This is a genomic window from Renibacterium salmoninarum ATCC 33209, assembly GCF_000018885.1.
Lineage (GTDB): Bacteria > Actinomycetota > Actinomycetes > Actinomycetales > Micrococcaceae > Renibacterium > Renibacterium salmoninarum.
The window spans coordinates 226628-245234 of sequence record NC_010168.1; the positions used below are offsets into that span (position 1 = coordinate 226628).

Here is an 18607-nt window from a genome sequence, read left to right on the forward strand (position 1 = left end):
TGCTGTCGCAAAGTGAACAGATGGTGCAAAAAAACCGGCCGATGATCTTGAGACCAGATGATGATCCCCTGGATGAAAATTTGGCACGGAAGCTGAAATCTCAGGCGAGTTCGGGTCGTTTGGTAAGAATTCGTCGAGCGCGATACGTCGACAAAAGCGATTGGCTTAACAGCAGCCCCGAGGAGCAGCATCTGCTCAAAATGCATTCGATAGATTCTGCGGCGCACCGGAAGCGCCCGGTATTTAGCCAGGAATCCGCGGCTGTTTTGTGGGGAATCCCAGTTGGTGAGCTACCTGGTCGAGTCAGCGTCAACGTGCCGGCGGACAGTGGCCACCGCAGTCGCGGTGACCCGATAGAGCCAGGGAACTGGTTCCTCGATGGGCTCGCCGTCACCGGAAAGTTGCAGACCGCCGTCGAACTCGCTTTGAATTTGCCCATGGCGTGGGGAGTTGCCGCGATGGATCGCGTGCTGAACCCGCAGCAGTTGTCGGGCGAGGACAGGCCTCGCCTAGTAACCAAGGCTGATGTAGATGCCGTAGCCATGCGACTTGTCACCGAAAGTGCGATCCGGCGGGTTCGACGAGTGCTTGATTTTGCTGACCCCAGAGCGGGGTCGGCGGCAGAATCGATCAGTCGAGTCAATATCTACTTGGCGGGCTTTCCCGCGCCGCAGTTACAAACCAGACATGAGGACCAGCACGGCTTGATTGGGTTTAGCGATTTTGCTTGGCGGGAGTTTGGCTTGATTGGCGAATTCGATGGCATGAGCAAATATCGCAATGAAATCTATTTGAAGGGCCAGAGCAGCGCTGATGTGATTCAAGCTGAAAAGCACCGAGAGGAAAGGTTACGCAAAGCTGGCTGGTCAGTGACTCGGTGGATGTGGGACACCGCCGTCTCACCGGGAGCGCTCCGCGATCATCTGCTTCGCGCAGGGCTGCGCCCACTATAACTCCGTTCTGGGATGCATTTTCGGCAGAGGGATGCCGAACAAACTAGTCGGAACGGCATCCCTCTGCCGAAAATGCATCCCAGAACGGAGGGCTAATGAGCATGCGGTCAAAGCTGCTAGGCGAAGACAACAGTTCTGGTGCCATCCAACAACACTCGATGTTCGGTATGCCATTGCACGGCCTGGGCTAGCGTGCGGGCTTCAACCGCCCGGCCCATTCGAGCCAGCCGCTCTGGGGTATGGGCGTGGTCAACCCTGATTACTTCTTGTTCGATGATTGGTCCCTCGTCCAGATCTGCGGTCACATAGTGCGCCGTGGCGCCAATCAACTTGACGCCGCGCGCATGAGCTTGGGCATACGGCCGGGCACCCTTGAAAGAGGGCAGGAACGAGTGGTGAATGTTGATCGCCCGGCCAGCTAGTTCCCGGCACAGCCCATCGGAGAGGATCTGCATGTACGCGGGCCAGCACCACGAGTTCCACATCGTGTTCAGCAACCAAATCTATCAGCGCGCGTTCCGCTTCGGGCTTGTTCTCGGCAGTGACCGGCAAGTGATGGAAGGGCACGCCATGAAACGCCGCCATTTCAGCCAGGTCGGCATGATTGGAGACAATCGCAGGCACCTCGATGGGCAGTTGCCCCGAGCGCTGTTGAAACAGCAGCTCATTGAGGCAATGTGCGTCTTTCGAAGCCAAAATTAACGTTCGGACGGGAGCGCCCACTCGATGCAATTCCCAAGCCATATCGAATCTTTCAGCCACCGGGCTGAGGCTGGCCTTCAACTCGGCAAAAGAGGACGACGTCGTCGCCTCCACGCGCATGAAAAACCTACCGCCAGACTCACCTCGGGCGGCAGCTTCAGTGGTACTCCCGTACTGCTGTGATTCGGTGATATTGCCACCGGCGGCCACCAAGGCCCCGCTGATTGCGTGCACAATACCGGGTTGATCAGCACAGGACAGCGTGAGTGCGTAGCGCGAGGCGTCAGTCATCTCCTCAGGCTACTGGTTGATCTCGCGGATCTTTGACTTCGGTTTCGTTTTTGACGCTTGCGGATTCGCTACGAGTTGCCGGTTCCTTGAGTAGCCGGATTGCAGCCAAGGCGGCGGCCCGCCCGGCTCGGGTAGCGCCTAAAGTTGAGGCAGAGGCCCCGTAGCCAACGAGAAGCAGTCTCGGTACCTTGGTCACTTTGACGCCGTCCATCGTGATTCCACCGCCTGGCTCGCGGAGTTTCAAGGGCGCCAAATGATCGAGCGAGGCGCGGAACCCGGTGGCCCAGAGCACCACATCAATCGGCTCCGAAGTTCCGTCCGAAAAGACAGCCGAATTCTCGGTCAGCTGCGAAAGCGGGCCGCGAGAAACTAGCACCCCGGCGTCGATGCCGTCCTGGTACATCTTGGTCATCGGCAAGCCGGTCACGCCCACCACGCTGATCGGTGGCAAGCCCGCGCTGGTCCGTTCGTTCACAGCGCGCTCGACGTCGCGGCCCCAGTCCGGGTTCTTGTCTAAGCAGCGGAATTCTGGCGGGCGACGAGTTGACCAAAAAGTCTTTGCGCCGGCGTCGGCCAATTGCAGCAGAAACTGTGCCGCTGAGGTCCCCGCTCCCACTACTAGGACGCGCAGGCCAGTGAAGTCTTCGGCGGCGTGGAAGTCATGAGTGTGTAGCTGTTGGCCTTTGAAATCATCGGTGCCCGGGTAGTAGGGCCAATAGGGTTTATCCCAGGTGCCGGTGCCGGTGATAACGATCGCGGATTCGAAGCTACCCACGTCGGTTTCGACGATTAACGGACGGTCCTGGCCAGCTTCTGATCTGATCGCGGTGACTCGAGTTGGCCGGCGAACTTGAAGCTCGTTTGCGGCCTCAAAGGCGCCGTAATACTCGGAGACGACCTCGGACGCGGGTCTGGAAGTGTCTGGGGCTCCGAGTGGAAAATCTGGTAGGTCGTGAATTCCATGCGCGGCACTAAGGGTTAGCGAGGGCCAGCGGTGCCGCCAGGCACCGCCCGGACCGGAATTTGCATCGAGTACCAGGAAGTCGACTCCGGGACGCAGGCCCCTGCGTTTAAGGTGGAAAGCGGCCGAAAACCCTGCCTGTCCGGCGCCGATCACAATGACTTGGTACATGTTTACTCCAACGGTCGGCACTGACTGGGAATTCCCGGGTTAGCCTAGCTGGATGCAGATCCGCTTTGAGCCCATTGACCTAGCTGCCGCAGCCGAGGACTTGGTCGCCTTTTTGACCGAGAATAGTTGGCCGTTCCATAGCTCGGCTGTTTTGACCGAAGCGACTGTTCGGCAACGGATCGCTGAAGGTTACTACCGCAATGGCGACCGAGAAGTGTTTTGGATTGAGACGCCTCAACGGATCGGGTATTTGGCCTTGGAGGATCTCGAAGACATCGACGACGGCGGCTGTCCAGTGTTTGATCTTCGCCTTGCGGAGGAGTACCGAGGCCAAGGGCTAGCTGAACCAGTGTTGCGGGCATTTACTGAACTGGTTTTCAGCCGCTTTCCTAACCTACGCAGGTTCGAGGGCCAAACTCGCGAAGATAATTTCGCAATGCGAAAAACGTTCATTAAGGCAGGGTTCCTCAAAGAGGCACACTATCGCCAAGGCTGGCCAACAGCTGATGGAGAGTATCTTGCCTCAGTGGGCTACGGAATTCTGCGCAGCGATTTCGAGACCGGCGTGGTAGCCCGCTTCGACTGGGCGGACTAACTGGGCCGACTAATTGAGTGGGCAGGGCGTGCCCGTCATAGTTGCGTGCCGAAGACGGTGTTGAGCTAAGCTGACTAGGTCGCGACTGGCGTAAGGTGGTCAACCACCGGGGAGCGGCGTTGGACGCCTATTTGACGGCGTTCGGCAGAGTGCAGACCATGGATCGAACGCCTGGGACCGGGGTCATGTTCACGGAGGTGTCATAGCTGACATCAACCGGTAGCCTGACCTTGAACCGTCCGTCAATCCTTGCCAGGAGTCGCACATGTCCGTAGACGCTTCCACCACGTCCATCAGTAATCAATCGCTCGCTGAACTTGACCCCGAAATTGCCCAAGTTCTGCAAGACGAGCTAGGCCGCCAGCGTAATACGCTGGAAATGATCGCCTCTGAAAACTTTGCGCCGCTTGCAGTTCTTGAAGCGCAGGGCTCAGTGCTGACCAACAAATACGCTGAAGGCTACCCCGGTCGCCGCTACTATGGCGGCTGCGAATACGTTGACGTCGCGGAAAGCCTCGCCATTGAGCGGGTCAAAAACCTTTTCGGCGCCGAATACGCCAACGTTCAGCCACACTCCGGTGCGCAAGCGAACGCTGCGGCGCTCGCCGCAATGATTAATCCTGGCGACAAGATCCTTGGCCTGTCATTGGCGCACGGTGGCCACCTTACGCACGGGATGAAGCTGAACTTCTCCGGCAGGCTTTACCAAGTCGCTGCTTACCAGGTTGAAGAAGACACCTTTCGTGTCGATATGGACAAGCTGCGCGAGCAAGCCAAAGCGGAAAAACCGCAGGTGATCATCGCTGGTTGGTCAGCGTATCCACGACACCTCGATTTCGAAGCGTTCCGCTCCATTGCGGATGAAGTGGGCGCACTGCTTTGGACTGATATGGCGCACTTTGCCGGCTTGGTTGCAGCTGGCCTGCACCCGTCCCCGGTGCCGTACTCCGACGTCGTCACCTCTACGGTGCACAAGACGCTAGCCGGTCCTCGGTCCGGTGTGATTTTGGCTAAACAAGAATGGGCTAAGAAGCTCAACTCGGCGGTTTTCCCGGGTCAGCAAGGTGGACCGTTGATGCATGTGATCGCGGCGAAAGCCGTGGCTTTCAAGGTTGCGGCCGGAGCCGAATTCCGCGAACGGCAGGAACGGGTCCTCAAAGGGGCCAAGATTCTGGCCGACCGGCTCAACCAAGCCGACGTCGCCGATGCTGGCGTTTCGGTGCTTACTGGCGGCACCGATGTGCACTTGGTTCTGGTGGACCTGCGCAACTCCGAACTCGACGGTCAGCAGGCCGAAGATCTTCTGCACAGTGTGGGAATTACGGTGAATCGCAACGCGGTGCCGTTCGATCCTCGTCCGCCGATGGTTACCTCAGGCCTGCGGATCGGCACCCCGGCGCTAGCAACTCGTGGCTTCGGGGCCGCTGAGTTCACCGAAGTTGCCGAGATCATCGCGGCAGCCTTGAAGGCTGGCGCGTCCGCTAATGTTGAGGCGCTGCGCGCTCGCGTGGACAAGCTGGCCGAAGCATTCCCGTTGTACCCCGGAATTGGAGGCTGAGCATGACTGCGCAAATTTTAGACGGTAAAAAAGCGGCTGCCGAGGTCAAATCCGAGCTAGTTGAGCGAATCGCGGCGCTGGTGGCACGCGGAATCACTCCTGGTCTGGCCACGGTTTTGGTGGGCGACGATGCGCCCAGCCAGTCCTATGTCCGGATGAAACATCAGGACGCTAATGCCTTGGGACTCGCGTCGTTTGAGCGGCATTTGCCCGCCGAGACGAGCCAAGACGAGCTGGATGCGGTTATTGATGAGCTCAACGCGAATCCTGGCGTGCACGGTATTCTGGTGCAAATCCCGCTGCCGAAGCACCTCGATGAACAAGCGGTTTTGGAGCGGATTGACCCAGACAAGGATGCGGATGGCTTGCACCCGGTAAACCTTGGTCGCTTGGTGCTCAATGTCAATGGAGTCATTACTTCACCGCTGCCGTGCACGCCGGTCGGTGCGATCCAACTGATGCTGCGCAACGGCATCGAGCTGGCTGGCAAGCACGTCGTCGTCGTCGGCCGTGGCATCACGGTGGGCCGCGCGCTGGGGCTGTTGCTCACTCGGCGCGAAATCAACGCAACGGTGACCTTGACACACACCGGGACCGTGGATTTGGCTGCGCACTTGCGGCAGGCCGACGTCGTGATCTCAGCGGTGGGGGTGGCTCATATGATCAAGGCTGAGAATCTGAAGCCGGGCGTTGTTGTGCTCGACGTCGGTGTCTCGCGCGAGCGTGACGAGGTCACGGGTAAGTCGAAGCTGCTTGGCGACGTTGCGCCGGACGTGGCCGACGTCGCCAGCTGGATCTCACCAAATCCAGGTGGCGTAGGTCCCATGACCAGGGCGCTTCTGATGAGCAATGTAGTGCAGGCCGCCGAAGCGGTCTCCAGCAGATAACCTGCGTCGAGTGTCGACTTGTGGTCGATTAAAAACCTTATTAACCGACCACAAATCGACACTCGACGAAGTTAAAAGAGCTGTTGCATCTGTCCGTATTCGGCAGCACCTTCTAGCGAGTCGAATTCGCCAGTTTCTAGGATTCGTTTAGCCGCATTTTCGGCAGTTGCGTAGGCAATGCCTGCAATATCGTTGCCCACCGAAACTCGACGCACGCCGGCAGCTTTGAACTCGGCCACGCTGGGGGCGCCCGGGCCGGCAAGCACATTGACCGGGGCATCAATTGCTGCGGTAATCTCAGCTAGTTTTGTCAGATCGTGCAGACCAGGAACAAATAATCCGCTCGCGCCAGCGTCAAGAAATGCCTGCCCGCGCGCAATCACTTGTTCGACGCCGTCCGCGGGCGGGTTGCCGGTGAGGAAAATATCTGTGCGTGCGTTGATGAAAAGCTCGACGCCGGACGCCTCGGCAGCCGCACGTACGACGCCGCTCCGCCGGGCTGCTTCCGCCAGTTCCAAGAGCCCGGATTGAGTGGAATCTTCAAAATTGACTCCGGCTGCGCCAGCATCGATCACGGCGCGAACGTTCTGAGCAAGCTGATCATCTTCGGTTGTGTATCCGGACTCGATGTCCGCGCTCACTGGCACATCAACCGTGTGGACGATGCGAGCGATCGTGGCCAGGGCTAGTTCAAACGGCAGATTATTGCCATCCGGGTAGCCGTGGGACCAGGACACCGCAGAACTGCTCGTCGCCACGGCCTGAGCTCCTGCGCGGACCATAAGTCGTGTAGAGGCTGCGTCCCAGGCATTGGGCAAAATCAGCAGATCGTCGTGGAGAGAACGGAAGGCATGGGTAAGTTCTTGGCTCATGACTCAATTCAGTCAGATTCGCGACGGCAACACAACGCAATTGCGGACACCTTCCGTCGAGTGTCGACTCGTGGCTGCTTTTAGTGGTCAAAAGCCGCCACAAGTCGACACTCGACGGAAGGAACGGGGAAACGGCGAAAGTAGAGAGGTGCCGTAGAACAGACTCAGCCAACTTGCACTTAGTGTATTTGTGTGAGTGAAATTCTCGAAGCACCAATCCAGGAAGTCCCTGTTCAGCAGGAGCAGAACCGCCGTGAGAAAAACAAAACGGCTACTCGCGAAGCGATCGCGCAGGCAGCTGTTGACCTTTTACGGGCAAAAGGTCTGGGTGGATTTACGGTAGAAAATGTTGCCGATGCCGCTGGCATTTCACGAAGGACCTTCTTCAACTATTTCCCTTCGGCAGAAGCGGCCATCGTGTCGAGTACCGAATCGTTTTTGGACCTAGCAATCGAGAAGTTCCGCGAACGTCCACTCGATGAACCCATTCTGGACGCGGCGCAAAATGCGCTCATCGCGCTCGCCGATCCGATGCACTTGGCGACGATCGCTGAAGTTTATAGCCTGACTGGCCAGCACGACGTCGTCGGGCGTCTTCAGCTTGAAATCTGGAATGACTGTACGGATAAGATCATTGACGCCGCCAAGCCAAGGTTTGGCGCGGATACCGACGAGCTCTATGTTCGAGCCCTTGTTGGCTCGGTAATTTCCTGCGGTAAAGCTGCAATGGAAGTTTGGTTTGCCCGGCATGGCGCCACGATCGACGAAACATCACTTCGGGAACTTCGGACCTTGATCATTCAGGCCATCAAACACCTGGGCGAGGGCTTCGCCCGCCCCGAACCGCAACCGCACAACTGACGTTAACACCATCTGAGAAACGGAAAACCTCATGGCACTGCTGCTCTATCGACTCGGAAAATTCTCCGCAAAGCACCGCTGGGCGGTGGTCGCGGTGTGGCTGGTAGTTTTGCTGGGTGCAGGCGGCGCTGCGGCGGCATTCCACGGCCAGATGTCTAATACTTCCAGATTCCTGGTACCGAGACACAGCGGATGCTGGACAAGTTGAAAACCGATTTTCCGTCTTCTGCTGGCGGTAGCGCTGGCATTGTTTTTGAATCAGATAACGGCTTCAACGACGCACAGAAAACCGCGATCAGCGACGCGCTAAAAAACTTGGCCACCAAGAGCTACGTACAAAGTGCAGTGAGCCCGTTCGAGACTCAAGCTAAGTTGGACGGCGCGACCGCCCAGATTGCCGAGGGTCAGAAAAAGCTCGACGACGGCGCGCCACAATTGGCCGCGGGCAAGGCTCAGCTGGCCCAGTTGGAGGCAATTCCACAGAAGCCCGCAGCGCTTGAGACTCAATATCAAGCACTCAAGGCCCAAATTGATGCTGCTGAAGCCGATGCGGCAGCTGGCGAAGCTAAGATCGCTGCGGCAAAACTTCAGGCAGCATCTTCGCAGGGCCTGCGCTTTGTCTCTGAAAATGGCAAAGCAGCTGTTGCCCAGGTTCAGTTCAAAGTCTCGCTGTACAGCCTGGAACCCAGCGACCGGAAAGATGTGCAGAGCATTGTTAACGCGGCTAAGTCCACCGGCGTTCAAATTTACTTCAGCAAGGAAATTACTGAAGATGTGTCGGAACTGTTCGGCCCGGCGGAGATTATCGGCGTCGTGATCGCCTTTATTGTGCTGCTGGTGATGCTGGGTACGTTGATTGCCGCCGGCCTGCCGCTGATTATGGCGGTGATCGGCGTTGGTGTTGGCGGTACCTTTGCGCTGACCGGCGTGATCGAAATGAGTTCGATCTCGCCAATGCTTGCGCTGATGCTCGGCCTGGCGGTAGGCATCGATTATTCGCTCTTCATCGTCAATCGGCACCGGCAACAAATCTTGGCTGGCATGGAAATGCGCGAATCCATCGCCCGAGCCACTGGAACTAGCGGCAAAGCGGTACTTTTCGCTGGCCTAACCGTAGTGATTGCGCTTGCCGCGCTGACGATCTCCGGGCTGCCTTTCCTCGGGGTGCTCGGGTTGGCGGCAGCAGCAACAGTTGCCTTCGCGCTACTCATCGCTTTGACGCTGACGCCAGCAATTCTGTCCCTCCTGGGCCGGCGGATCGTCTCCCGGCGGGCTTGGCGCAAAAACGCCGCACATCCGGGGGAAGCCGATGCTAAGTCGGAGGCCAAATCACACAGTGCTAAAGGTTCTGGCTGGGGCGGATTCGTCACCCGGCACCCCATCGTTACCCTGGCGGCCAGTGTCTTGGCGCTTATTGTGGTGGCTTTACCCGCAGCAAGTCTCCGCTTGGCGTTACCCGACGGCGGCTCCGAACCGGTAGATTCGAGCGCTTTCAAGTCGTACCAGGCAATTGAGAAAAACTTCGGTGCTGGTATGAATGGCCCGATTGTGGTGGTGGGCGAGTTGCCTTCCGGGCTGACCGACGCGCAGGTTCAGCAGGCGCAATATAACGTGGCGGACAAACTCCGTTCCGTGCAAAATGTCGCTGCGGCAGTGCCTGTTGCGCTCAGCAATGATAAGCGAACCGCGGTCTTCCAGGTAATTCCGAAGGATGGCCCAGCTAGCGCCAGCACCGTCCAGGTGGTTCACGATCTGCGTGAAGCTGGTAAGGATATTAAGGCCAGCACTGGCGTGCAGGTTGGTCTAACCGGTCAAACGGCCGCCAACGTTGACGTTTCGGCAAAACTAGGTGGCGCGCTGCCGCTGTACTTGGCCGTCGTCGTCGGCCTTTCACTGATCCTGCTGTTATCGGTGTTTCGCTCGATTGTGGTGCCGTTGCTAGCAACTGGCGGCTTCCTACTCTCGCTGGCGGCAAGCTTCGGCGGCGTGGTGGCGGTTTACCAATGGGGCTGGTTGGGTTCAGTGTTCGATGTACCTCATCCAGCTGCGGTGCTGTCCTTCTTACCGATCATCGTGATCGGGGTACTCTTTGGCCTGGCCATGGACTATCAGGTCTTCATTACCTCTGGCATGCGTGAGGCCTTTGCACACGGTGAAAACGCTAAGCAAGCCGTTCGCACCGGCTTTGGCCACGCAGCCAAGGTAGTAGTGGCCGCGGCAATCATTATGACCAGCGTCTTCGCCGGATTCATCTTCTCGCACCTGACCATGATTCGACCGATGGGCTTTGCGCTCGCCTTCGGCGTGCTGATTGATGCTTTCGTGGTGCGGATGACGATTGTGCCGGCCGCGATGCATTTGCTTGGCAAATCAGCTTGGTGGTTGCCGAAGTGGCTCAACAAGATTCTGCCCGACGTCGATGTAGAAGGCGCGAAAGTTACCGCCCTCCACGAGTCTGCCGAAACAGCCACGGCTGATCCGCGAGATGAGGACCTCGCCGACGCGAAGGTGTAGCCACTTTTCCCAAACGCTGCACCACTGTTGGTCGCTATGAAGCACTCATAGCGACCAAAAGTGGTACAGCGTTTGCTATTAACATCATCGAATATATGTACTACTCTGTTCAGGTGCTCAACGAGGAACTCACACCTGTTTCGATTCAAACCCCCAACGCAAATGCGGTGGTTTCTGCCCATGCCCTGACAAAGACCTACGGAGACTTCACCGCCGTCAACGGCATTTCCTTTGACGTTGCTCCGGGGGAGTCTTTTGGGCTGCTTGGCCCCAACGGTGCTGGAAAATCAACCACAATGCGGATGATCGGTGGCGTCTCGCAGCGGACCTCTGGTGAGCCGACCATCATGGGCTTGGACCCGGAAATGCATGGCCCACAGGTTAGGGTGCATCTAGGCGTGGTGCCGCAGCAAGACAACCTCGATGAAGAGCTTAAGGTCCGCGACAATTTGATTGTTTATGGTCGCTATTTCGGATTGCCGTTGAGCTATTTGAAGCCAAAAGCCGATGAGTTGCTTGAATTCGCGCAGCTCACGGAAAAGGCTTCGGCAAAGGTCGATGACCTTTCTGGCGGCATGAAGCGACGGCTGACGATTGCGCGTTCGCTCATCAACGATCCCAAGATTTTGTTGCTCGATGAGCCGACGACGGGCCTAGACCCGCAGGCAAGACACATCTTGTGGGACCGGCTATTTAGACTCAAAGAGTCCGGCACTACGTTGATCCTAACCACGCACTACATGGACGAAGCCGAACAACTGTGCGACCGACTGATTCTGGTGGACAAGGGTGCCATCATGGCTGAGGGTTCACCGGCGTCCTTGATTCGGGAGTATTCGACGCGTGAGGTGGTTGAACTTCGCTTTGGCTCCGAGCGCAATGCGACCGTTGCCAACGAACTTGCCGGAGTGGGCGAGCGGATTGAAACGCTGCCGGATCGAGTACTGATCTATGCCAACGACGGCGAAAAGGTGATGGAGGCAATCGCTGCCCGTGGCCTGCACCCGCTCACATCGCTGATTCGGCGTTCCTCGCTTGAAGACGTCTTTTTACGCTTGACGGGGAGGAGCCTCATTGACTGAGCCCCAGTTTTCCGAACCTCCCGTGACATCAAAAAGCCGGACCGCTTTGCCTGTTCCGCTGACGCCAGAAGAATCTGCGGCCCGGGGTGAACGATACGGCTCCTGGTACATGGCCGAGCATATGTTCCGGCAGATGCGGAACTGGCGACTTTCGATTGCCGCCTATTCAATTGGCTCGCCGCTGGCTTATTTGTTCGCCATGGGCATTGGCCTGGCGTCGTTGGTCAACTCAAGTACTAACAGTCAGTTTTCCGGGGTGAGTTACCAGACCTTTATTGCGCCAGCTTTGGTTGCTTCCACGGCACTGATTTCCGCCGCCGGCGACTTCATGTTCCCGGTCATGGCTGGGTTCCGATGGCGGCGCACTTACTACGGTCCGCATGCCTCACCACTGGTGCCGGAACAGATTGCGAAGGGTCATATTGTTTCGACCTTTATCCGGATTCTTTTACCCACAGCGGTCTACTACCTGATTGTGGTGCTGTTCCAAGCGGCGCCGAGTCCTTGGGGCTGGTTTTCAGTGCTGACCGCGACGCTGGCATCGATGAGTTTTGGCCTACCGTTGATGGCTTGGGTCGCAACACTCAAGACCGACTCAGGCCAGTTCGCAATGGTACAGCGGTTTATTATCACGCCGTTGTTCTTGTTTTCTGGCACCTTTTCCCGCTCACTCAGTTGCCTTGGTTCTTGCAGTGGATTGGCTGGGTTTCGCCGCTGTGGCACGCGACTGAGCTTGGTCGGGCGCTTAGTTTTGGCTACTCAGAGCCGGCCTGGTTGACTATCGTGCACCTTGCTTATTTGCTGATTTTGGCCAGGCTGGGTTGGGTATTGGCACAGCGAGTTTTCGCCAAGAGGTTGGAATCATGAGCACAGTTTCGGAGACTACTAAGTTGGCTGCGGCTCGGGTGGCCGGTCGCAAGGGCGCCCTAGGCTCCTTGTACTCAGGCAATGCGAGGGCAGTTATTGCTCGCGGTCTATTGGCTACGCGAAGCACCAACTGGCTGGTAATGCTCTCTGGCTTCGTTGAGCCAGTGCTGTTCTTGCTTTCGATGGGTGTTGGTTTGGGCTCGCTCGTGGGCACCGTAACTGGCCCGGCCGGGCAGCCGATCAGTTATGCGGCCTATATTGCGCCCGCACTCTTGGCGACCTCGGCAATGAACGGCGCGGTCTACGATTCCACCTGGAACGTTTTCTTTAAGATGAATTTCGCCAAGCTGTACCAAGGCATGCTGTACACCTCGCTGGGACCGTTGGATGTGGCGCTGGGAGAAATTTTCTTGGCTCTCTTACGCGGCTTTGTCTATGCCACCGGCTTCACTCTCGTGATGGCGGAAATGGGCTTGGTCACCTCGCCGCTGGCACTGCTTATGGTGCCGGCTTCGGTATTTATTGCTTTCGGCTTTGCTAGTTTCGGCATGGGTATTACGAGCTTTATCAAGAGTTTCCAAGGTATGGACTGGATTAACTTTGTCCTGCTGCCAATGTTTTTATTCTCGGCGACGTTTTATCCCTTATCGGTTTATCCGCAGCCGGTTCAGTGGCTTATTCAAGCCATGCCGCTATGGCATGGAGTGGAATTACTCCGCGAGCTCGGTGCTGGCGTGATTGGTTGGGGCACGCTTGGCCATATCACCTACTACCTCGTGATGATTATTTTGGGACTAATCTTGACCACCACCAGGCTGCGCAAACTGTTCCTCAAGTAACTGGTTCCTCAACTAACTGCCGCTTGCTGAGATGATGCGGACAGTAGCTGTCCGCAATGGACTCTGCCGACGTCGTGCGCTAAGGCAAGCTGGATTCATGATTGCTCAATGGGACAACGTGTCGATAGATACTGAAGATTCACACGGTCTGGCGGTTTTTTATGCCGAGATAACTGGCCTACCGATTATTCGCGATGACGATGATTGGGCGGCGATTGGTCATCAGAACGGCATGAAAATCTGTTTCCAAAAAGTGGAGAATCATGTTCCGCCAAACTGGCCCGAAGCGGTGAACGGACAACAGATGCACCTTGAGTTCGAGGTGGCTGATCTCGTCGAGGCAGAGCCGAAAGTCTTGGCTCTTGGTGCGCAACGCGTGGGCGGGTTCGATACCGGTTTCCGGGTCTACCTTGACCCGGCGGGACATCCATTTTGTTTGGTCGATTGAAATGATCGGGCAGTGGAATCTCAGCGCTTTGGATTGCGAAGACCCTCAAGCGCTGGCCAATTTCTACCGTGAGCTGACGGGATTGCCTATCTATGCGGATGATCCGGAATGGGTTGAGCTCGGCATGAAGGGTAGCTATCCGCATTTGGCATTTCAGCGCGTGGAGCGACACGTGCCGCCGAATTGGCCAGCTGCAATCAATGGACAGCAAGCTCATCTGGATATCTTTGTTGCAGATCTGGCTGAAGCGGAGGCTAAAGTGTTGGCCCTGGGCGCAAAGCTTATCGACTGCGACCACCGGATTTACCGGGTCTACCTTGACCCGGCGGGGCATCCACTTTGCTTAGTCGATCAGGGTTAAGCCCAGTTCGTTCAAAAATCTCGTTCAAAAATGCCGTGATATTTGGTCTAAGGTCAAAAGATGGCATCGGTGTGGACTCTGGCAGCACCTGAGGTGGTGGCCAAGCTAGATGAAGGACTCCGGGATTACTTCGATAGTGCTCCCGAGGGCATGATCGGCAAAGGTGTCGGCGTTTTTCGCCGTGTAGGTACGCCGCGGCGTTGGCTTTGGCCTATTTTGTGGTTGCTTAGCAAAGAGGGAATTGTCTTTCCGGTGTGGCAGCAAGATGTCGTCTTCGAGGTGGTCAACCGGCCGAGTGTTGACAGCCATGGCCGGACGGCAATTTTCGCTACTAGAAAATTCAGGTTCGCCAGTGGCGTACGGTAAATGGTGGACGTCATCACGGCTGAACGGGATGGCTCTCTTGTTGACCACTTAGGGAAACACGGCTGGCTTGCTGCCTCGCTGCGGGCCGAGGCTGCCCAGGGTGCGATGCAGTTGAGCAGTGAGCGGATTCGATTTCGCGTTCCTGGTGGTTGGCTGCCAGTGCCGAAAGCTATCGCGCCGTTGGTGCGGATTACCGAGCGATTTGAGCCGGGAACTGGCAAACAGCACGTAAGGATGCGGCTGAGCCAACCGCAGTTAGGCCTCTTGTATGAGTACGACGGCGAGTTCAGTTATTGGCGCGAATCCTTCTAAAGGCGGCTCAAGCTCAGCTGGGCAACGTCAGGATTTCAGCGCCGTCGTCGGTAATCGCAATGGTGTGTTCACTGTGCGCCGTCCGGCAGCCGGTGGCGCTCCGGAGGGTCCAGCCGTCGTCGTCAGTCACCAGCTCAGCGGTATTGGCCATCACCCAGGGTTCCAGTGCGAGCAATAGCCCAGGGCGCAATTTATAACCGCGACCGGGTCGTCCGGAGTTCGAAATGTGCGGGTCTTGATGCATTGTTGAGCCAATGCCGTGCCCGCCGAACTGGATGTTGATGGGGTACCCAGCCTCGGTGAGCACCGAACCGATGGCGTAAGAGAGGTCGCCAATTCGAGCGCCCGGGCCGGCGGCAGCTATCCCGGCGGCTAACGCGCGCTCGGTTGCATCGATCATGGCGATGCTTTCTGCCGGCTGCGTTTTGCCCACAACAAAGCTGATCGCCGAGTCTGCCGCGATGCCATTCAGGACCACGGCAAGGTCAAGCGTCAGCAAATCGCCGTCGGCAAGCGAATAGTCGTAGGGCAAGCCGTGCAAAACAGCATCGTTGACCGCCGTGCAAATGTAATGCCCAAATGGTCCGCGACCGAAAGATGGTGCATAGTCGACGTAGCAGGAGATCGCGCCAGCATCCAGGATCATCTCCTTTGCCCAGCGGTCGATCTCAAGCAAGTTCGTGCCGACTGTGCTGCGTCCCTTGAGCGTATGCAAAATATTGGCCACTAGCTTGCCGGTCGCTTTTGCTCGGATAACTTCGCGGGGGTTGAGGATTTCAATCATTGGGCACCTTTCCTGCGGAACCAATAACTATACCGGCAATATTATCCCGGTACTATAATTGGCGCTATGGTCAGATTGCCGCTCACATCCGAAGAAGTCGAACGCGGCGAACGGCTTGGCGCGCTATTGCGGCGGGCCAAGGGAGCGCGCTCAATGTTAGAGGTCGCTCTCAATGCTGGAGTCTCACCGGAGACGCTTCGAAAAATCGAGACTGGACGGATAGCGACGCCGGCCTTTCCCACCATTGCGGCTCTGGCTAATGTCTTGGGGCTTTCACTCGATATGGTGTGGGCCGAGATCAACCAGCTAGAAGGCGCATTGCGCTAGTCGAGCTGGTGTTCTACGCAGAATATCGCGGCTTGTACTCGCGAAACTAAATCCAGTTTGTTGAATATTCGCGAAACGTGTGTTTTCACGGTGGTCTCGGCAATACCGAGTCGGTTGGCGATTTGCTGATTGGTCCAACCAGCGCCGACGGCGCGCAGCACCTCAAGCTCGCGAGCGGTAAGTTCCGCGAGTCCTGGCGGCGTGCGGATTTCCGCCCGGCTGGATGCCGAGAGCATCTGCTCAATCACAGTCTTGGTCACTTCCGGCGCTAGTACCGAGCCACCTGTTGCCACGGTGATAATTGCCTGCACGATCTCCTCGGCGGAGGCCGATTTGAGCAGGAACCCGGCTGCGCCAGCTCGGAGGCCGCCCAACACATACTCGTCCAAGTCAAAGGTCGTCAAAATTAGGACTCTAGATGTGCCCGCCGTGGCAATCTGCCGGGTGGCGGCGATGCCATCAACACCGGGCATCCTGAATATCCATAAGCACCACGTCCGGGCGTAGCGTCTGACTCATTTGTACGGCACTGGATCCATCTTCGGCCTCACCGACCACGTCGATCGCGCGGTCTTGAGTAAGAATCATCCGAAGTCCCTGCCGAATCGCGGCATGGTCATCAGCGAGTAGCACCGAAAGCACCGAAATAGTGCGGTTCACCGTGGCAACCTAGCCACGAGGTGCCAATTGCCTAACTCGGCACCGGCGGAAAATGATCCGCCTAGCTCATTTGCTCGAACCGCTATGTTTTTCAGACCGTATCCCCTTGGCTCTGCCGCGATGGATTCGGTGTGAGTTACCGGGTTGTCAACCGTCAGCAAGATGCCGTCATTCTTCGAGTAGAGGCTGAGCAGCACAGGTTGGCCAGGAGCATGTTTTCCGGCATGAGTGAGCGCCTCCTGGCTAATCCGATAGAGCGTGCTTGCGGTCGCGGCCGCTAATTCTTGGCTGATTCGGAGGTCTAATTGCGCCGGGTTGCCAGCGGAGGTGCTCGCCACTGCTAACGCTTGAAGTTCAGAATCTAGGTCCATGCCACCAGCGTTGGTTGGTGCATCGAGTTCGTCACCAGCGTGCAAAACGTCGATCATCTGCCGCATATCGGCCAGAGCTTTGAGCGAAGTCTCGCGTGAAGTTCGCAATACAGTGAGCCGGACTTCCGGATCGCTGGTTCTGATGGCAGCTTCGCTTTGTAAGGCGATCGCGGACAGCCTTCCGGCAATGACATCGTGCAGGTCTCTTGCCATCTTCGCTCGCTCGCGACTGACTGAAAGCTGTAAATCAAGCCGGGCAAGGTCCCGCTCTTGTTGCACCATGCGCTCCGCTTGTTGAGCTCTCTGTTGCTCAACTTCTGCGATCTGTTGTTGTTTCCGCACGTTAGCTGCCCACCACATTGGCGTCAGAAATACCACGACGGCTTGAAGCCCGGCAGCTAGCGCGGACTGCCAAGCATTGCCAATCACAGCGGCCGCGGCAACCGAGAGGACGCTCAGCGATATAGCGAAAATTTGGGTGAGTCTGCTCAAAGTCGGCCCGGCGTAGCGAGTTCCGGCGAATATCACCTCGAAAACTAAGAACAATGCCACGATCCCGGCGCCGTCCAAGGCGAGTAGGACTGCACAGGCCAAGCTGATGACAATCATCGAGACGATCTTGGTGCTACGCAGCGCGATGCCACAGCAGTCCAACAACAACAAAAGTGGCCAGAGTTGAACGGCTGGAAAGACATCAATATCACCAACGCCAAACAAATGCAGGCCACTCATTTGAAGCACAACGGCGAGTACCAAGTAAAACAGCGCCATACCGAAATCCTGCCGAGGAATGCCAGCCAAAGTTCCACGCAGCCCTCGTATCATCTTCTGATTCTCCCGTCTGCTGAGGTCCTGGACAAGCGAAAGCCCACCAGTGTCCTCCGAAGGTATGACGGGCTCCTCCTGCAGCTGGCGGATGTGCTTCAGCGCCGGTACCGGAAATCTAGAGATATGAAACATTGGCTCATTCACGCCGCGGTTTTCATACTGGCTCAGGTCGTCTTCATCTTGCTCGGGTTCTCCTGGCCCTGGGAGGTCCTTTCCGGGCGTCAACCAGCTAGCTCGGTCTTTAGCTCGATCGATGGCCAATTGTGGACGGCCAACACTTCTCGGATTTGGACCATCGTTTGGCTCGTGGACACGATCGTGTCACTCGGCAGTCGCGCAGCAGGGCAAAAAGCGACAGCCCAAAAGGAGGTCGAAGAAAAATGAATGCTTTCGACTTCGTCAGGCAAAACCCGATCGTCGCGGTCATTATCGGCTGCGAAATTGGCCTCTGGGTGGTGCTTTTCCTCGGCTTAGCGCTGCGGTATCTCTTGCGACTAAAACGCACCAGCACGGTCATGTTAGCCGCCATCCCGTTGCTCGATGTGGTGCTCTTGATCGCGGTAGCGATCGATATGGCACATGGCGCCCAACTCAGCTGGGTGCATACTGCCGCCGCCTATTATCTGGGCTTCAGCGTTGCTTTTGGACCCGCGCTTGTCCGGTACGTCGATGTTCGATTCGCGCACCGATTTGCGGGCGGGCCTGAGCCAACGCCCAAACCAAAATATGGCAAAGCTAAACAGCAAGCGTTGTGGCAGGAGTGGTATCGGGTGGTGCTGGCCGCCACGATCGCCTCAGCGGTGTCACTAGCGCTCATTGTGTTCTTTGCTGACGCCGAAGCGCAGCAATTGCTCTGGTGGTCGATTGGCCGAATCTGGTTCATCGTTGGCTTGTGGTTCCTCTTCGGACCGATGATCAAGCCAAAACCCGAGCCTAAGCCAGCTTCGGTTTCGCCCGGCGCGGAAGCGGGCTCATCAGCACGGCTTCTTTGAGAGAA

The 18607-nt window shown here is 57.2% G+C and carries 19 protein-coding genes, 3 pseudogenes and 1 riboswitch; of the genes and pseudogenes, 15 read left to right on the forward strand and 7 right to left on the reverse strand.

Annotated features, from left to right (window positions below):
• Window positions 1–80: 80 nt before the first annotated feature.
• The gene (locus RSAL33209_RS15765) at window positions 81–953 is read left to right on the forward strand and encodes a hypothetical protein (RefSeq protein WP_145962027.1); all 873 of its coding nucleotides are present in this window, start codon (window positions 81–83) and stop codon (window positions 951–953) included.
• A gap of 116 nt (window positions 954–1069) precedes the next feature.
• Here RSAL33209_RS15765 and purU read toward each other — a convergent pair.
• Both purU and RSAL33209_RS01120 read right to left on the reverse strand, forming a co-directional pair.
• Window positions 1070–1946, reverse strand: a pseudogene (purU, locus tag RSAL33209_RS01115) (formyltetrahydrofolate deformylase).
• A gap of 4 nt (window positions 1947–1950) precedes the next feature.
• A complete protein-coding gene (locus tag RSAL33209_RS01120; RefSeq protein WP_041684276.1) occupies window positions 1951–3078 on the reverse strand; it encodes an NAD(P)-binding domain-containing protein in 1128 nt (375 codons plus the stop codon).
• Between the two features lie 52 nt (window positions 3079–3130).
• Between RSAL33209_RS01120 and RSAL33209_RS01125 the strand changes: the two genes are divergently transcribed.
• The 3 genes from RSAL33209_RS01125 (at window position 3131) to RSAL33209_RS01135 (ending at window position 6118) form a co-directional block, all read left to right on the forward strand.
• Window positions 3131–3673, forward strand: a complete 543-nt coding sequence (locus tag RSAL33209_RS01125; protein WP_012243734.1) for a GNAT family N-acetyltransferase — start codon at window positions 3131–3133, stop codon at window positions 3671–3673.
• A gap of 71 nt (window positions 3674–3744) precedes the next feature.
• Window positions 3745–3857: riboswitch (ZMP/ZTP riboswitch) on the forward strand.
• A gap of 81 nt (window positions 3858–3938) precedes the next feature.
• Complete coding sequence (glyA, locus tag RSAL33209_RS01130; RefSeq protein ID WP_012243735.1) at window positions 3939–5231, forward strand: serine hydroxymethyltransferase; 1293 nt, start codon at window positions 3939–3941, stop codon at window positions 5229–5231.
• A gap of 2 nt (window positions 5232–5233) precedes the next feature.
• Entirely contained in the window at window positions 5234–6118 is an 885-nt protein-coding gene (locus RSAL33209_RS01135) for a bifunctional methylenetetrahydrofolate dehydrogenase/methenyltetrahydrofolate cyclohydrolase (protein WP_012243736.1), read from the forward strand.
• A 71-nt stretch (window positions 6119–6189) separates the two neighbouring features.
• On the opposite strand, the gene RSAL33209_RS01140 is transcribed toward RSAL33209_RS01135, so the two are convergent.
• Window positions 6190–6990 (reverse strand): isocitrate lyase/PEP mutase family protein, encoded by an 801-nt coding sequence (locus RSAL33209_RS01140; RefSeq protein ID WP_012243737.1) that lies wholly within the window; start codon window positions 6988–6990, stop codon window positions 6190–6192.
• 192 nt (window positions 6991–7182) lie between these two features.
• On the opposite strand from RSAL33209_RS01140, the gene RSAL33209_RS01145 reads away from it, so the two are divergent.
• From RSAL33209_RS01145 to RSAL33209_RS18435, 8 genes and pseudogenes are all read left to right on the forward strand, one after another.
• Window positions 7183–7851, forward strand: coding sequence for a TetR family transcriptional regulator (locus tag RSAL33209_RS01145; RefSeq protein ID WP_012243738.1), 669 nt, complete (start codon window positions 7183–7185; stop codon window positions 7849–7851).
• Between the two features lie 31 nt (window positions 7852–7882).
• Window positions 7883–10365: pseudogene (locus RSAL33209_RS01150) on the forward strand (MMPL family transporter).
• Between the two features lie 95 nt (window positions 10366–10460).
• Complete coding sequence (locus RSAL33209_RS01155) at window positions 10461–11447, forward strand: ABC transporter ATP-binding protein (protein WP_012243741.1); 987 nt, start codon at window positions 10461–10463, stop codon at window positions 11445–11447.
• Window positions 11440–12225 carry an ABC transporter permease gene (locus RSAL33209_RS01160; RefSeq protein ID WP_012243742.1) on the forward strand — a complete coding sequence of 262 codons (786 nt, stop codon included), beginning with the start codon at window positions 11440–11442 and terminating at the stop codon, window positions 12223–12225. Before RSAL33209_RS01155 ends, RSAL33209_RS01160 begins: the two co-directional genes overlap by 8 nt.
• Before the next feature lie 85 nt (window positions 12226–12310).
• Window positions 12311–13153 carry an ABC transporter permease gene (locus RSAL33209_RS01165; protein ID WP_041684278.1) on the forward strand — a complete coding sequence of 281 codons (843 nt, stop codon included), beginning with the start codon at window positions 12311–12313 and terminating at the stop codon, window positions 13151–13153.
• 97 nt (window positions 13154–13250) lie between these two features.
• Window positions 13251–13601 (forward strand): VOC family protein, encoded by a 351-nt coding sequence (locus RSAL33209_RS01170; protein WP_041684279.1) that lies wholly within the window; start codon window positions 13251–13253, stop codon window positions 13599–13601.
• 1 nt (window position 13602) lies between these two features.
• Window positions 13603–13962 carry a VOC family protein gene (locus RSAL33209_RS01175; RefSeq protein WP_012243745.1) on the forward strand — a complete coding sequence of 120 codons (360 nt, stop codon included), beginning with the start codon at window positions 13603–13605 and terminating at the stop codon, window positions 13960–13962.
• Window positions 13963–14022: 60 nt separating this feature from the next.
• A pseudogene (locus RSAL33209_RS18435) lies at window positions 14023–14640 on the forward strand (DUF4166 domain-containing protein).
• Between the two features lie 13 nt (window positions 14641–14653).
• On the opposite strand, the gene map reads toward RSAL33209_RS18435, so the two are convergent.
• A complete protein-coding gene (gene map / locus RSAL33209_RS01190) occupies window positions 14654–15424 on the reverse strand; it encodes a type I methionyl aminopeptidase (protein ID WP_041684280.1) in 771 nt (256 codons plus the stop codon).
• 66 nt (window positions 15425–15490) lie between these two features.
• On the opposite strand from map, the gene RSAL33209_RS01195 reads away from it, so the two are divergent.
• The gene (locus tag RSAL33209_RS01195) at window positions 15491–15751 is read left to right on the forward strand and encodes a helix-turn-helix domain-containing protein (RefSeq protein WP_012243749.1); all 261 of its coding nucleotides are present in this window, start codon (window positions 15491–15493) and stop codon (window positions 15749–15751) included.
• Here RSAL33209_RS01195 and RSAL33209_RS01200 read toward each other — a convergent pair.
• The 3 genes from RSAL33209_RS01200 to RSAL33209_RS15770 are packed head-to-tail and all read right to left on the reverse strand — an operon-like array spanning window position 15748 to window position 17607.
• On the reverse strand, window positions 15748–16224 hold the full coding sequence (locus tag RSAL33209_RS01200; protein ID WP_012243750.1) for a LuxR C-terminal-related transcriptional regulator: 477 nt from the start codon (window positions 16222–16224) through the stop codon (window positions 15748–15750). The two genes, RSAL33209_RS01195 and RSAL33209_RS01200, sit on opposite strands and share 4 nt — an antisense overlap.
• Window positions 16211–16411, reverse strand: coding sequence for a response regulator (locus tag RSAL33209_RS19470; protein WP_012243751.1), 201 nt, complete (start codon window positions 16409–16411; stop codon window positions 16211–16213). Before RSAL33209_RS19470 ends, RSAL33209_RS01200 begins: the two co-directional genes overlap by 14 nt.
• Window positions 16408–17607 carry a sensor histidine kinase gene (locus tag RSAL33209_RS15770; RefSeq protein ID WP_158539280.1) on the reverse strand — a complete coding sequence of 400 codons (1200 nt, stop codon included), beginning with the start codon at window positions 17605–17607 and terminating at the stop codon, window positions 16408–16410. The genes RSAL33209_RS19470 and RSAL33209_RS15770 overlap by 4 nt, the downstream gene beginning before the upstream one ends.
• A 126-nt stretch (window positions 17608–17733) precedes the next feature.
• Between RSAL33209_RS15770 and RSAL33209_RS01210 the strand changes: the two genes are divergently transcribed.
• The gene (locus RSAL33209_RS01210) at window positions 17734–17994 is read left to right on the forward strand and encodes a hypothetical protein (protein ID WP_114597553.1); all 261 of its coding nucleotides are present in this window, start codon (window positions 17734–17736) and stop codon (window positions 17992–17994) included.
• A complete protein-coding gene (locus RSAL33209_RS01215; RefSeq protein ID WP_012243754.1) occupies window positions 17991–18602 on the forward strand; it encodes a hypothetical protein in 612 nt (203 codons plus the stop codon). The genes RSAL33209_RS01210 and RSAL33209_RS01215 overlap by 4 nt, the downstream gene beginning before the upstream one ends.
• Window positions 18603–18607: the final 5 nt, after the last annotated feature.